Annotated in this window: 11 protein-coding genes; 9 read left to right on the forward strand and 2 right to left on the reverse strand. The window is 62.5% G+C overall.

From position 1 onward, the window contains the following. Positions 1–33: 33 nt before the first annotated feature. From ABIB99_RS37830 to ABIB99_RS37840, 3 genes are read left to right on the forward strand one after another with little or no spacing between them, the layout of a single operon-like run. A complete protein-coding gene (locus ABIB99_RS37830) occupies positions 34–1,416 on the forward strand; it encodes a M20/M25/M40 family metallo-hydrolase (RefSeq protein WP_354180735.1) in 1,383 nt (460 codons plus the stop codon). A 54-nt stretch (positions 1,417–1,470) separates the two neighbouring features. Beyond that, positions 1,471–3,300 (forward strand): SLC13 family permease, encoded by a 1,830-nt coding sequence (locus ABIB99_RS37835; RefSeq protein ID WP_354180737.1) that lies wholly within the window; start codon positions 1,471–1,473, stop codon positions 3,298–3,300. A gap of 52 nt (positions 3,301–3,352) precedes the next feature. Continuing rightward, complete coding sequence (locus ABIB99_RS37840; protein WP_354180739.1) at positions 3,353–5,182, forward strand: SLC13 family permease; 1,830 nt, start codon at positions 3,353–3,355, stop codon at positions 5,180–5,182. A gap of 6 nt (positions 5,183–5,188) precedes the next feature. On the opposite strand, the gene ABIB99_RS37845 is transcribed toward ABIB99_RS37840, so the two are convergent. Both ABIB99_RS37845 and ABIB99_RS37850 read right to left on the reverse strand, forming a co-directional pair. After that, positions 5,189–8,254: an efflux RND transporter permease subunit gene (locus ABIB99_RS37845; RefSeq protein WP_354180741.1), complete on the reverse strand. Its 3,066-nt coding sequence runs from the start codon at positions 8,252–8,254 to the stop codon at positions 5,189–5,191. Then, a complete protein-coding gene (locus tag ABIB99_RS37850) occupies positions 8,251–9,354 on the reverse strand; it encodes an efflux RND transporter periplasmic adaptor subunit (RefSeq protein WP_502917544.1) in 1,104 nt (367 codons plus the stop codon). The genes ABIB99_RS37845 and ABIB99_RS37850 overlap by 4 nt, the downstream gene beginning before the upstream one ends. Before the next feature lie 366 nt (positions 9,355–9,720). Here ABIB99_RS37850 and ABIB99_RS37855 point away from each other — a divergent pair, with 366 nt between their 5' ends. Genes ABIB99_RS37855 through ABIB99_RS37880 form a run of 6 tightly spaced genes read left to right on the forward strand, consistent with a single transcriptional unit; the run spans position 9,721 to position 13,866 of the window. Further along, on the forward strand, positions 9,721–10,242 hold the full coding sequence (locus ABIB99_RS37855) for a Na+/H+ antiporter subunit E (protein WP_028152036.1): 522 nt from the start codon (positions 9,721–9,723) through the stop codon (positions 10,240–10,242). Continuing rightward, entirely contained in the window at positions 10,235–10,525 is a 291-nt protein-coding gene (locus ABIB99_RS37860; protein ID WP_071911305.1) for an MrpF/PhaF family protein, read from the forward strand. The genes ABIB99_RS37855 and ABIB99_RS37860 overlap by 8 nt, the downstream gene beginning before the upstream one ends. Then, entirely contained in the window at positions 10,522–10,815 is a 294-nt protein-coding gene (locus ABIB99_RS37865) for a cation:proton antiporter (RefSeq protein ID WP_028152034.1), read from the forward strand. Before ABIB99_RS37860 ends, ABIB99_RS37865 begins: the two co-directional genes overlap by 4 nt. An 11-nt stretch (positions 10,816–10,826) precedes the next feature. Next, entirely contained in the window at positions 10,827–11,756 is a 930-nt protein-coding gene (locus tag ABIB99_RS37870) for an MnhB domain-containing protein (RefSeq protein WP_354180747.1), read from the forward strand. Further along, positions 11,753–12,094, forward strand: coding sequence for an NADH-quinone oxidoreductase subunit K (locus tag ABIB99_RS37875; RefSeq protein ID WP_014493399.1), 342 nt, complete (start codon positions 11,753–11,755; stop codon positions 12,092–12,094). Before ABIB99_RS37870 ends, ABIB99_RS37875 begins: the two co-directional genes overlap by 4 nt. Positions 12,095–12,117: 23 nt before the next feature. Then, a complete protein-coding gene (locus ABIB99_RS37880; RefSeq protein ID WP_354180749.1) occupies positions 12,118–13,866 on the forward strand; it encodes a complex I subunit 5 family protein in 1,749 nt (582 codons plus the stop codon). Positions 13,867–14,007 lie beyond the last annotated feature (141 nt).

Raw genomic sequence — 14,007 nt, forward strand, 5'->3', positions numbered from 1 at the left:
ACCAACGGCTCAGAAGACCCTCCGGAGGGCTCCATGACCAAGCTCGATGATGTCCTATCCAACGTCGACGCAAATCTCGATGCGGCTCTCGAGCGTCTGTTCGCGATCCTGCGCATCAAGTCGATTTCGACCGATCCGGCTTACAAGGCCGAATGTACCGCCAATGCCGAATGGCACGTGGCCGACCTCAAGAGCATTGGCTTCGACGCCTCGGTGCGCCCGACACCGGGGCACCCGATGGTCGTGGCGCATGACCGCAACGTGCCCGGTCTGTCGGCGCTGTTCTACGGTCATTACGATGTGCAGCCGGTCGATCCTCTCGAGCTCTGGGATCGCGATCCCTTTGACCCGTCTATCCAGACGATGTCCGATGGCGCGAAGATCATCACGGGCCGCGGCTCCGCCGACGACAAAGGCCAACTCATGGCCTTTGTCGAGGCCTGCCGCGCCTGGAAGGCGGTCACCGGCAAACTGCCGATTCCGGTTTCGATCCTGCTGGAGGGCGAAGAGGAATCCGGTGGCGTGAACCTGCCGGGCTTTCTCGATGCCCATGCCGCGGAGCTGCGCGCAGATATCGGCCTGATCTGCGACACCAACATGTGGGACCACGAGACGCCGGCGATCCAGACCATGCTGCGCGGACTCTGCGGGGAAGAGGTCATCATACACGCCGCCGACCGCGACCTGCACTCGGGCTTCTATGGTTCGGCCGCGGCCAATCCGAACCGCATCCTCGCCCGCATCCTCTCTGACCTGCACGACGACAACGGACGCGTCACGCTGCGCGGCTTCTATGACGGCGTACCGGAACTTCCGAAGGCGCTGCGCGAGCAATGGGACAGCCTGAACTTCAGCGCAAAGTCCTTCCTCGGCGCCATCGGGCTTTCGATTCCCGCCGGCGAGAAGGGCCGCGACGCGCTGGAGATGGTCTGGTCGCGCCCGACCTGCGAAATCAACGGCATGGGCGGCGGCTACCAGGGGGCCGGATTCAAGACCGTGATTCCCGCCATGGCATCGGCAAAGGTGTCTTTCCGCCTGGTTTTCGATCAGGACCCCCATGCCATCCGCAAAGCCTTCCGGGAGCATGTGCATGCACGCGTCCCGGCCGATTGCCGTGTGGAATTCCTGGAGCATGGCGCGGGTCAGGCGATCCGCTTCCCGATCGAGGCCCCGGCCTTCGGCAAGGCGCGCGACGCACTGACGGCCGAATGGGGCAAGCCCGCAGTCTTCATCGGCGGTGGCGGCTCCATTCCCGTAACCCATCAGCTCAAACAATCGCTGGGCATGGACGTGGTGCTTGCGGGCTTCGGCCTCGAGGATGACCGCATCCACAGCCCGAACGAGAAGTACAATCTCAAGAGCTTCCATAAGGGCATCCGCTCCTGGGCACGTATTCTGGAAGCGCTGTCGCGGTAGAGCGGCACGGGCAAGCAGCGCTGGCTCCGAGCCAGACCGCCCTCGCGAGGTGCGATGACGCCGCATATACTCTTTACCTTCGCCATCATCGCCACGATGGTGCTGCTGTTCGTCTCGAACTGGGTGCCGGTCGCGGTCGTGGCGCTAAGTGCGACACTCGTGCTTTACGCGACCGGCATTCTGGGGCTCTCCGAGGCGCTGGCAGGCTTCGGCGACACCACGATACTCTTCATTGCTTCGCTCTTCGTGGTGAGTGCCAGCCTGGATTCGTCCGGCGTCACCACGTGGGCGGGCCAGGTGCTGATCCGTTACGCGGGCGAAAGCCGGACACGCCTGTTGGTGCTGTCGATGTTGCTAGTGGCCTTTCTCACGGCGCTGATCGGCTCGGGTGGCGCAGTGGCTGCCCTGCTGCCCATGCTGGTGATCGTCTCCGTCCGGCTCAAGCGGCCGCCTGCGCAACTCATGATGCCTCTCGCCTTCGCCTCCTATTCGGGTTCGATGCTGGTACTGACCGGAAGCCTTGTGAACGTGCTGCTTTCCGACGCGGCAAGCGATGTCGGCCTCGCGCCCTTCGGCTTTTTCGAGATGACGGTAATCGGCGTACCGCTCCTGGCAGGCACCGTGGCCATCGTGATTCTTTTCGGCGATACGCTGCTGCCGGTGCGCACTAGCCGGGAAATGCCGGAGGATCTAAGCCACCATTCGCGCATGCTGACCGAGCAATACAAGCTGTTTGACCAGGTGTACCAGCTCGAGATCACCGCCGCCTCGCCCTATCGCGGCACGTTGCAGGCAGTACTGGAATCGCGGCTGGAGCGCGAGAACCACCCGGAACTCAGCTTCATCGCTATTCGCCCTCGCCGCCAGAACAGCATCTCGTGGCAACATTCTCTCGTGGAAGGCGATCGGCTCATCATGCGCGGTGAGCAGGCGGCGATGGACGCGTTCGCGGAGCAGCATGGCCTGACGCCCTGCCAGGAGACGATCGGCAAAATGCGGGAGGCACTGTTCAACGATAGCCATGGCTTTTCCGAGGTGGTGCTGCCGCCCCGCTCTCGTCTGATCGGTGAGACCGTCTTCCCCGGCATGGTCACCGAAAGTGGCGATCTGATTATCCTGGGCGTTCAACGCGGCGGCGAGAATCTCGGACCGGGCGAAACCGTTCTTGCGGCGGGTGACACGCTGTTGCTGCAAGGCCGTTGGGAAGCGCTTGAGGAGTACGGGCGAGATCCCAACGTGCTCGTCGTTGCTGCCCCTGACATGATCCGCAGCCAGGCCAGGCCCCTGGGCACCGGCTCCATACGCGCCATTGTCATTCTCGCGGTCATGGTTACGCTGCTAGCGACGGGCGTCGTGCCAAGAGTCGTCGCTGGATTGGCGGCGGCCTGCGCGGTGATCCTGTTGCGTGTACTCAAGATCGAACGAGCCTATCGGGCGATCAACTGGAACGTGCTGATCATGGTCGCTTCGCTGATCCCGCTCTCGACCGCCATGTACAAGACGGGTGCAGCCTATCTCATCGCCGATACACTCGTTGCCATTGTCGGCAATGCGAGCCCGTACGCGCTGCTGGCGGGGCTATTTTTGCTCACGGCGCTAATCGGCCAGTTGATCAGCAGCACGGCGACGACACTCATCGTCATTCCGATAGCGATTGCCTCCGCGGAAGCCGTCGGTGTCTCGCCGCGCACCGCGCTGGTGACGGTGGCGGTGGCTGCGGCCGCTTCCTTTCTTACGCCAATCGCCGCCTCAGCGAGCCTCATGGTGCAGGGCCCCGGCGGCTATCGATTTGGCGATTTCTGGAGGATGGGTCTACCGTTGCTGCTCTGGTTCTTCCTGGTAGGCACGTTTCTCGTGCCCATGCTCTGGCCATTCGCAGGATGAGCAGTTTGCGCAGGATGATTGGTTTGCGTCTTAACCGACCGGGTATTTCCGCATGAACACCAATCTTGCTTTGGTTCTTCTGCTGCTTGCGGCCGCGATCGTGATGTTTATGGCCAATCGCCCGCGCATGGATGCGGTCGCGCTGCTGATGATCGTGATCATGCCATTTACTGGGGTGATTACCATCAACGAGGCGCTGGCGGGGTTCAGTGATCCCAGCATCGTGCTGATCGCGGGCCTCTTCGTGATCGGAGAAGGGCTGGTGCGCACGGGTGTGGCGCGTCGCCTCGGCGACTGGCTGAATGCGACCGCCGGCAGCAGCGAGACGCGCATGCTGGTGCTACTGATGCTCGCGGTCAGCGGGCTCGGTGCATTCATGAGTTCGACCGCCGTGGTGGCCATATTCATCCCGGTCGTGCTGCGCATCTGTCAGAACACGGGCGCCGCGCCGAGCCAACTGATGATGCCCTTGAGCTTTGCGGCCCTGATCAGTGGCATGCTCACCCTGGTCGCGACGGCGCCGAATCTCGTGGTCAACGCCGAGCTGATCCGCCAGGGTGCGGCAGGCTTCGGCTTTTTCAGCTTCACGCCCTTTGGGCTCACATTCCTGGCGCTCGGCATTGCCTATATGCTGTTCGCGCGGCGGTTTCTGCCCGTCTCGGCCAAGCGTGTGGACGGCGAGCGCCGTCAGCCGAACTTGTTTGATTGGGTGACGCAGTATGGCCTCGCCGATCGCGCCTTGCGCGTGCGCGTGCTGACTGACTCGCCGCTGGTCGGCAAGCGCCTGGAAGAGCTCCCGCTCCGGAACAGCGGCGTGAATTTGCTCGCCATCGAGCTTCCCGGCCGCTTCGGGTCCGAGGCGATCCGCCCGAACGCAAGGACCGAGCTCGCCGCGGGGCAGATCTTGCTGCTCGACGTCATCGCGTCCCCTGCCGAAACCAACAGGATGCTGAATGACTATATGGTCGAAAAGCTCCCTTTGGGCGATTGCGGCTACTTCACCGATCGCTCGCAGGAGATCGGCATGGTCGAAGTCATCGTCCCGGCGGAGTCCAAGCTGATTGGCCAGAGCATTTTGCAAGCGCGGGTGCGCAGCGAAATGGGATTGACGGTGCTGGGGTTGCGGCACGGTCGCGAGGTCGTGAGCCAGGGGCTGCTCGATGAGACCTTGAAGGTCGGTGACACCCTTCTGCTGACCGGCTTCTGGTCTGACATCCGCAAGCTGCGATCCGAATTCTCGGATCTTGTCGTCCTGAACCTACCGACCGAGCACAAAGAGGTTCTGCCGGCCGCGAACCTCGCACCTCAGGCTCTGGCGGTGCTGGCTTTGACGGTCGGTATGATGGTCAGCGGTGTGGTGCCGAACGTGCACGCGGTTCTGATCGGCTGCTTGCTGATGGGGTTGCTGGGCTGCGTGGATTTCAACAGCGCCTATGCCTCGATCAATTGGAAGAGCCTGGTTCTTATTGTCGGCATGCTGCCCTTTTCGCTGGCACTGCAACGAACCGGTGGCGTCGATCTCGCCGCCGACGCGGTGACGCATCTTGCGGGCGAGGCATCACCGCGAGTCCTGTTGGCGCTGCTCTTCGTGATCACGGCTGCCCTTGGCCTGTTCATCTCGAATACGGCGACCGCGGTGCTCATGGCGCCAGTAGCGCTCGCTGTCGCGAAGGACATCGGCGCCTCGCCGTATCCCTTCGCGATGACTATCGCCGTCGCGGCCTCGGCCGCCTTCATGACGCCTGTGTCTTCGCCGGTGAACACCTTGGTGGTCGGACCGGGCAATTACGGTTTCGGCGATTTCTTGAAGATTGGTGTCCCTTTTACCGTCGTCGTGATGGTAACGACCCTGGCGCTGGTGCCTTGGCTGCTCCGATCTTAGCGGCCGTCAGGCCGGGCGCGATCCCGCGGACGGTTGCTCTTTCTCGTCCCGCGCAAACCAGGCTACATACAGCGTCGGCAGGAAGACCAGCGTCAGAACGGTGGCGACAAGGAGTCCGCCCATGATCGCGAATGCCATCGGTCCCCAGAATACTGTTGGCGCGATTGGAATCATCCCGAGAACAGTCGATACGGCCGTCAACATGATCGGCCGAAAACGGGAGCTGCTGGCATCCACCGCAGCGTCCCAGGCCGTCTTGCCCAAAGCGCGTTCGGCGTCGATCTGACCGATCAGAATGACCGCGTTCTTGCTGATCATGCCCAGCAGCGCGAGCACGCCGAGAATGGCGACAAAACCCAGGGGCCTGCCGGACAGCATCAACGCTGCAACCACGCCGATAAGGCCGAGCGGCGCCACGCTGAGCACCATGAACAGTCTCGGAAAGCTCTGGAGTTGCACCATGAGGACGGTAAACATGACGAACAGCATCACCGGCACCACTGCCAGCACAGACGCCTGCGACTTCTGACTTTCCTCCACGGTGCCACCCACGACGACGCTGTACCCCGAAGGAAGGCTCTTTCTGAAGTTCTCGATCGCCATCGAGAGCGACGTAACCACGCTCTCCGGCAGCTTGTCGCCGGCAATGGCAGCCTGAACCGTCAGGGTCGGAATGCGGTCGCGCCGCCAGACGAGCGGAAACTCCTGGTCATATTCGAAGGAGGCGAACTGGCTGAGAGGAACAGTCTGCCCACCCGGCAGCGCCACCTGCAAGTTGCGCAGACCGTCCAGCGAGCCCCTCTGCTCGTTGGTCGCGCGCGCCACCACATTGACCAGATAGATATCGTCGCGAACCTGGGTAATGGGTGTGCCGGATATGACCGTATTCAGGACTGTCGCGATCGCTTGCGAACTGAGGCCGAGAAGGCGAGCCTCGTTCTGGTCCACGCGAATACGCACTTGGCGATTGGGTTCCATCCAATCGAAATTCACCTGTTTGGTGTCCGGACTGGAGGCTACGATCTGTCCGACTTTGAGCGCGATTTCGCGCACCCGCTCCACGTCGGGCCCACTGACCCGATACTGCACCGGCCATCCAACCGGCGGTCCGAGCTCAAGCGGAGAAACGAACGCAATCGCGTTAGGAAACTCCTGCGCGAGCAGCTTTTCGAGCTTGGAATGCAGGCGCTCGCGTGCAGCGACATCCTTGGCGATCACCACGGCCTGCGTGAAGAAATCGTTCGGGAGCTGAACATTAAGGGGCAAATAGAAGCGGATGGCGCCGCGCCCGACATAGGTGCTCCACCGCGCCACATCGGCATCGGTTGAAAGGGCAGCATCCAGGCGCTTTGCCGCAGCCTCGCTCGCGTGGATTGACGAGTTCTGCGGCAAGCTCAGGTCCACGAGCAATTCAGGACGGTCCGACGATGGAAAGAACTGTCGCGGGATGAGCGGCAGCGCAAGCACCGAACAAACGAAGAGCGCCAAGGAGATCGCGATCGTCAGCCATTTCGCGCGCATCGCGAAAGTCAGGAAACTCCGATACATGCGGAAGATCCTGCCCGGATCCGCCGTACTTGTCTGCTTCGGCGGAACAAGGATCGCTGCTCCGAGCAGTGGCGTGAAAATGACCGCAACGAACCAGGAAACCAGCAGTGCGATCGTGACCACGGCGAAGAGCGAGAACGTGTATTCACCGGCGGAACTCGCGGCAAAGCCGACCGGTATAAAGCCCGCTATCGTCACCAGCGTGCCCGCGAGCATCGCCATTGCATGGGTCCGATATGCGAAAGTTGCCGCCTCGATCTTACTGGCGCCCTCTGCGAGCCGACTGAGCGTCGCATCGGTCGTAGTCATCGCATCGTCGACCAGCAATGCGAGCGCAATGATGAGCGCGCCAAGCGATATTCGCTGCATATCGATGCTGAGAAGTCCCATGATCGGAAACACGATCGCCAGCGTGAACGGTATGGCCAGCGCGATGATCAGGCCGGGTCGTACGCCCAGGCTGATGAAACTCACCACCATGATGATGCCGATCGCCTGCATTAGCGAGACCGTAAACTCGCGGATCGCCTGGTCGACGACAACGGGCTGATCCGCGACCAGGCTGGGCTCAATTCCAATGGGGAGATCCGCGGTGATTTGCGCCATTGCCTTTCTGATATTGGCGCCGAGCGCGAGAATGTCGCCGCCATCCCGCATGGCGATTGCAAGGCCTATTGCCGGTTTGCCATTGATCCGAAACATCGGCTGGGGCGGATCCGTGAAGCCGCGTCGCACCTGCGCAATATCGCTCAGGCGAAGCATGCGGCCGCCGGCGGAAAAATTGATGTTGGCGATGTCCTGCTCCGACTGGAAGCTGCCTGATACCCGAATCGAGATGCTTTCCAAGCCGGTCTGAATCGTTCCTGCCGGACGCACGATGTTTTGCGACTGGAGCGCCGCAATAAGAGCGGACCGATCAATTCCGAGGGCCGCGAGCTCCTTCGTGGAGAACTCGACGAAGATCACTTCATCCTGTTCGCCCAGAAGCTCAATCTTTGACACGTCAGGTACGAGAAGCAGCCTTGAGCGGATATCCTCGACCCGATCGCGCAACTCACGCTGAGTGAAGCCGTCACTGGTAAAGCCATAGATGATGCCGAATGTATCACCGAATTCGTCATTGAAACCCGGCCCGATCACGCCTGCGGGTAGTGTATGACGCATGTCTCCGATCGTCTTACGTACGTGGTACCAGGTGTCGGCCACCTGTTTCGCATTCGCGCTCCCCTTCAGATTTACAAAGACGGTCGCGACACCGGCCCTTGTGAAGCTCCGCAGGAAGTCCAGATGCGGCGTTTCCTGCAAGTGACGTTCGAGGCGCTCAGTCACCTGCTTCATCGTCTCTTCCACAGTTGCGCCGGGCCACGCGGCCTGGACGACCATGGTCTTGATGATGAAGGCGGGATCTTCGTTGCGCCCCAACCGGAAATAGGACAGCGCCCCCCCGACCACCGCAATCATCATCATATAGACGACCAGCGAACGGTGTTTCAGAGCCCAGTCGGAAAGATTAATTCCGCTCATGGCTCGGATCCAAGAATCCGGACCTTCTGACCCGGATGCAACGCCTGAACGCCGGCGGTGACAACTATTTCGCCGATGTCGAGCCCCTGGGAAATGATGGCCTGCGCTTCATCGAATCGCAGCACGTCCACATTGCGCACCGCGACCGTGGCGGTGGCCGGGTCGACGACCCATACGGCGGGCTGCTCGTTCATCCTGGTCAGCGCGGAAGATGGAATATCGATCATCGGCCCTGCAGTGGTACTCACTCGCCCTATCACTGACGCACCCAACCGCATCGCGGCTGGCGGATCCGTCAGGCCGACCTTGACCTCGAAGGTTCGGGTCACAGCACTGGCCTGTGCAGCGACTTCGCGAATGCGCCCTTGCGCCGTTATCGACGGGTCGTCAGCCAAGCTGACAGTAATCTCTGGATCGGTGGAGGCCGACCTGATCAATTGAGCGGGGACATCGAAGATCGCATCGCGACCGTCCTGCCGTGCGATCCTGGCGATCATCTGCCCGACCTGGACGACCTCGCCGGCGACCGGACCTGTGGCTGTTATCACACCGGGTGCATCAGCCTTGAGTTCGGTGAAACCAACGAGGTCATGCGCAGAACTCAGTTGCGCTTCGGCCGCATCGACTTGCGATTGCGCGGTTTGCCGTGCCTGGGTTGCGGCATCATAGTTGACGCGCGTGGTCCACCCCTGCGCCAACAGCGTCTCCTGACGATCGAAGTGATTGCGCGCCTGGGTCAATTGCCCCTGAGCGGCGGCAAGGGAGGCCTGCGCCTGCCGCAGCGTGCTCAGTTCATTCTGCGACTCCAATCGTGCCAGCACCTGGCCGGCCTTGACCCGGTCGCCCATCTTGGTGTCATTACTCAACAATCGTCCCGAGATCCGGAATGCGACATTCACCTCGTCTTCTGCCTCGACCCGTCCGGAGAATGTCAGCGGCGTTGTGACCTTGCGTTTTTCTACGGTCGCTGTGCGTACGATCCGCGGCGGAGATGCGTCCTTGGTTTCGGTTTCCCGTCCACATCCTGCCAGCATCAGCGAGAACGCCGTCACCAGCGCCGATGTGAGGATGTTTCGGGGCGCGGATCGGCTGCCGTGCATGAACATGACCTGTTCCGTTCCGGGAGTGAGATCTTGCCGGGAGGATTGCTCAGTCCGCAGTCGCCTTTTCCCCGGTACCGACATCCGCATTTTTGCCGAAGGAGTCCGCCGTCAACATCGGTAAATCTACTCGGTGGCGCCGGATGGAATCCGTGCTCGGCCATCAGCAGATTCCTGAGACATGATCAGGCAATCACCCGATGTCGCCGGTTCCGTCCACGACGCATGATGCAATCGTCAGGTGAAGCAGTCGCGACCCCTGCCGCGGCTCCGCCGTTTGAATTCTCGTCTGGGGCGCGCAAACGCGCTTCCTCAAAGCACGGCAGACCCGGACGACACAATCCGGGAGCAACCGAGGAAACCGGGATGACAGGGTCCTCAGGTGATCGATATGGGCGTGCCGTCGTCGCGGTTGGAGGATCGTGGCGAACTGCGACTTTCAGAGCCGCATTTTTCCTTTGCCTCTGGCTCGTGCTTGCCGGCGCCAATCCGACAGATATTCCTGCCGCGGCGGCGGCAATCGCGGCAGCAACCTGGACAAGCCTGCACCTGCTGGAGCCGAGCAGATCCCGGCGGTCAATTCCTGCCATGGTCCGCCTGGCGCTGCTTTTCCTATACCAATCGGTGGTCGCCGGCGTAGACGTCGCACGCCGCGCGCTCGATCCCCGGCTGCCGCTGCGGCCGGGATTTGTGTTCTATCCGACCGGCCTCTCACGCGGGATGCAACGGAACGTGTTCACGACACTCACCAGCCTTTTGCCTGGCACAGTGCCAACCGGGGAGGAGAACGGGCAGCTCGTCTATCACTGTCTCGACGTCGAGCAACCGGTCGTTGCCGAACTTGCCGCGGAGGAGGCGGCGTTGGTTCGGGCCCTCTACAATGACTGAATTCCTCACTGCCGCAGTCGGCTTGATCCTGGCGATGCTGGGGCTCGGGCTGGTCTCCATCTTGCGTGGCCCGACAGATGCCGACCGGATGATGGCGGCGCAACTGATCGGGACTGCCGGCATTGCCGTCTTGCTGCTGCTCGGCACCGTGACAGGCGTGCCGGCGGCCGTCGACGTGGCATTGATACTGGCACTGCTCGCCACTTTCGCATCCATCGCATTCGTCAAGAAGGGGCTCTCCCGCCTCGAAACCGATGGGGCCGATCCGGGGGAGGACAGATGAGCGTCGCACGCGACATCATCACGGTTGCGGGAGTGTCGGCAGGCGTATTCTTTTTTTTCGCCGGCACCGTCGGCCTTCTTCGCTTTCCCGACACCCTGACCCGTCTGCACGCACTCAGCAAGGCCGATAACCTCGGCCTGGGTTTCGTCGTGCTCGGGCTGCTCCCCCAAACAGGAGGCCTGCGTGACGGGCTGAAGCTGATCAGCATCTGGATGTTCGTGCTGCTCGCTGGCGCCACCGTCTCCCAATTGATCGCGCGCACGGCACGTCAGAGCGGGTCAGGCAAATGAACATCGCAACAGTGTTCGAGATCGCGCTCGCCGCCGTGGTGCTGGGCCTCGCCATCTGGACGATCGCCGTCCCCGACACCTATTCGGCCACGGTCGGTTTCATCGCCTACGGACTGCTGGTTGCGCTGATCTGGGTCCGTCTTGACGCCGTCGATGTCGCGCTGACCGAGGCTGCAATTGGCGGAGGCCTGGGCGGCGTGGTGCTGTTGGGTGCGGCGGCCCGGCTGCGCGATACCGAGGCGATGACAACGGAAGGGCCCAGCCTGATCGTGCGCTTGAGCGCGGCCATATTGTCCGCGTCGATCGCGGCAGCGCTGGCCGTCACGATCCTGCTGCTGCCCGATCCGGCGCCAACGCTCGCGCCCTCCGTCGTCGCGAATGCCGGGGCGACCGGAATGACCAACCCCGTCACCAACGTGCTCATGGCATTCCGCGGAATGGACACCATGCTCGAGAAGGTCGTGCTCCTGCTCGCCATCGTCGGTGTCTGGTCGCTTGCGTCGGACCAGGCCTGGGGCGGTCGTCCCGGACCACGCCACCAGGCTGATCCAAATGGTGTTCTCGCCTTTCTTGCGCGCCTGTTGCCACCCGCCGGCATCGTCGTCGGCATTTACATGCTGTGGACGGGCGCTGATCACCCCGGCGGAGCATTTCAGGGCGGCGCGGTTCTCGCATCGATGTGGCTGCTGGTGATCATGGCCGGGCTGGTGGATACCCCGCCCGTGCGTAGTCGATGGCTACGTCTCATCCTGGTGGGCGGCCCCGGCCTATTCCTTGCCATCGGCCTTGGCGGGCTCTGTTTTGGGTCGGCGTTCCTTGCCTATCCCGTTGCGTTCGCCAAGCCGCTAATTCTGAGCATTGAGGTCGCGATGCTCCTGACGATCGCGACGACGCTCGGCCTGCTGCTCGCCGGTGCACCTGAAAGGAGCGCTGAGCGATGAGCGCCGTGACGGTGTTCGGACTATGCGCCGCCGCGGCGGTCGGGCTCGGGCTCTACGGCCTGATTGCCAATCCGCAACCGCTTCGCAAGATCATCGCATTCAACCTGCTCGGCAGCGGCGTGTTTCTTCTGTTCGGCATCGTCGGGCGGCGAGGCGCCGCAGCGGGCTTTGGCAACGACCCGGTGCCGCAGGCCCTGGTGATCACAGGAGTCGTGGTCGCGTTTTCCGCTACGGCTCTGGCGATCGCCTTGTTGCTGCGGCTTTTTCAGATCGCAGGCTCCACGACGCTCAACAGTCGGGCGGCGGCGAGCCCGCGCTCCGATCCGTCCGGTCACTGATGCTGCCCCCCGCCCCCGCGCTGGTGACCACCGCCGGCGGCTTCCTGCTGGTGCTGTCGATCGTCATGCCGGTCGCGGGCGTCTTGCTGGCGTTCGCTCTCGGCCAACGCTACGTCCGGCACGTTGCCTCCACGGTCGTACCGGTCGGGTTGGCGATTGCTGTCGCCGTTCTCGTGCTCTTGCCTCGGAGCGACGGCCACCTCGTCTACCTACTCGGCGCCTGGCCACCGCCGCTCGGCGTAGCCCTCCGCGCGGACGGATTGTCGGCGGTCATGCTCGCGACGACGGCGGTCGTGATCTGCGCGGTCGCTATTTTTGCCGCAACCGATCTTCGTCCCCAATCTGTCGAAGCGCGCGCACCTTTCGCATTCTGGATCCTGCTTCTGGCAATCTGGGGCGCGCTGAACACGATCTTCGTCGCGGGAGACCTCTTCACGCTTTATGTTGCGCTGGAATTGCTGACGTTCGCCGCAGTGCCTCTGGTCTCTCTCGACGGTCGCGCGGAGACGCTTCGGGCCGCGCTGCGGTATCTGCTCTTCGCACTGCTCGGCTCGGTCCTCTACCTGATGGGCACCGCGCTGCTCTATGGTCTCTACGGCACCCTTGATATCCAGTTGTTGTCGCATCGCGTGAGCGCGGACTCCGGCGTGCTCATCGCGGCAGCCTTGATGACGACCGGTCTCCTCGCAAAAACTGCACTCTTTCCGTTGCACCTCTGGCTGCCGCCCGCTCACGCCGGCGCACCGGCCGCAGGTAGCGCGATCCTGTCCGCCTTGGTCGTGAAGGGATCGTTCTTCATCCTTGTGCGGCTCTGGTTCGACGTCATGCCAGGTTTGCCCGGCTTGGCTGCCGCACAATTGCTCGCGGCGCTTGGAACCGGAGCGATCGTGTTCGGAAGCGTTGTCGCTCTCCGGCAAGAGCGCCTCAAGCTCCTGATTGCATATTCGACGCTGGCTCAGATTGGATATCTCTTCCTGATGTTTCCTCTTGCGTTCGGCGCGTCCGGGAAGCTCGAAAGTGACCAGGCCCTGGCGGGCGGCCTATTGCAGGCAGTTTCCCATGCGACTGCCAAGGCGGCGATGTTCATGGCCGTCGGATCAATCTACACCGGGCTCGGCCACGATCGCATCACCGGACTGCGAGGTGTCGCACGGGCCCTGCCCTTGAGCGTCCTGGCGTTCGCGATTGGCGGCATCGCCTTGATGGGTGTTCAACCGAGCGGAGCGTCACTCGCGAAGGAGTTATTGCTCCAGGACACGGCGAGGACGGGGCAGTGGTGGTGGGCCGTCGTGCTCCAGGCCGGCGGAATGTTCACGACCGCCTATGTCGTACTAGTCCTGTCCCATGCGTTCGCGCCATCAGACCAGCCGATTACCCTCATCGGCCCAGTACCGCTCAGCCGGGACCTTGCTGCACTTGCCTTGGCCCTCTGTTCTCTGTTCCTTGGCTTGCTGCCCTGGGATTCATATTTGCCGGTCCCGTATGATGCCACATCGAAGCTGTTCGGCATCGACGCGCTATCCAAATTGCTCCTGCCTGTGCTGGGAGGGGCGGCGCTCGCGATCCTGCTCAGCCCGTGGCCACACCCGCTGGGCTCATCCGCGGCCTGGAAAGCGCTCATGAGAGTAGTCGGTCCGCTCCGGCGCGGCTGTCTTAGATTCGGCAGCCTTGTCGAAAGAGGCGACGAAGTTCTCCGTCAATGGTCCGCCGCGGGCATCTCCCTGCTCCTGGTGTCGCTGCTGCTCGCCGCGTCGATGTTCGCAGCAAATTGAAGACTCAGAACAGCCGGATCGCGCAGATCGGGCCGAGGGATTCCCCTGCTCTAATGATCCGGAACATTCTCTCCCGCGCCCAAGGGTTTTCTCGGATGTCGAGCTTGCAATTCGCCGTTTAGTCTCCGCGCCATGCAGTTG

The sequence above is a fragment of the Bradyrhizobium sp. LA6.1 genome, assembly GCF_040547805.1.
Lineage (GTDB): Bacteria > Pseudomonadota > Alphaproteobacteria > Rhizobiales > Xanthobacteraceae > Bradyrhizobium > Bradyrhizobium barranii.

Bases quoted from the DNA above. Each gene is read 5' to 3' on its own strand.
- ABIB99_RS37830 (WP_354180735.1), top strand. From the start codon at position 34: ATGACCAAGCTCGATGATGTCCTATCCAACGTCGACGCAAATCTCGAT.
- ABIB99_RS37835 (WP_354180737.1), top strand. From the start codon at position 1,471: ATGACGCCGCATATACTCTTTACCTTCGCCATCATCGCCACGATGGTG.
- ABIB99_RS37840 (WP_354180739.1), top strand. From the start codon at position 3,353: ATGAACACCAATCTTGCTTTGGTTCTTCTGCTGCTTGCGGCCGCGATC.
- ABIB99_RS37845 (WP_354180741.1), bottom strand. From the start codon at position 8,254: ATGAGCGGAATTAATCTTTCCGACTGGGCTCTGAAACACCGTTCGCTG.
- ABIB99_RS37850 (WP_502917544.1), bottom strand. From the start codon at position 9,354: ATGCACGGCAGCCGATCCGCGCCCCGAAACATCCTCACATCGGCGCTG.
- ABIB99_RS37855 (WP_028152036.1), top strand. From the start codon at position 9,721: ATGACAGGGTCCTCAGGTGATCGATATGGGCGTGCCGTCGTCGCGGTT.
- ABIB99_RS37860 (WP_071911305.1), top strand. From the start codon at position 10,235: ATGACTGAATTCCTCACTGCCGCAGTCGGCTTGATCCTGGCGATGCTG.
- ABIB99_RS37865 (WP_028152034.1), top strand. From the start codon at position 10,522: ATGAGCGTCGCACGCGACATCATCACGGTTGCGGGAGTGTCGGCAGGC.
- ABIB99_RS37875 (WP_014493399.1), top strand. From the start codon at position 11,753: ATGAGCGCCGTGACGGTGTTCGGACTATGCGCCGCCGCGGCGGTCGGG.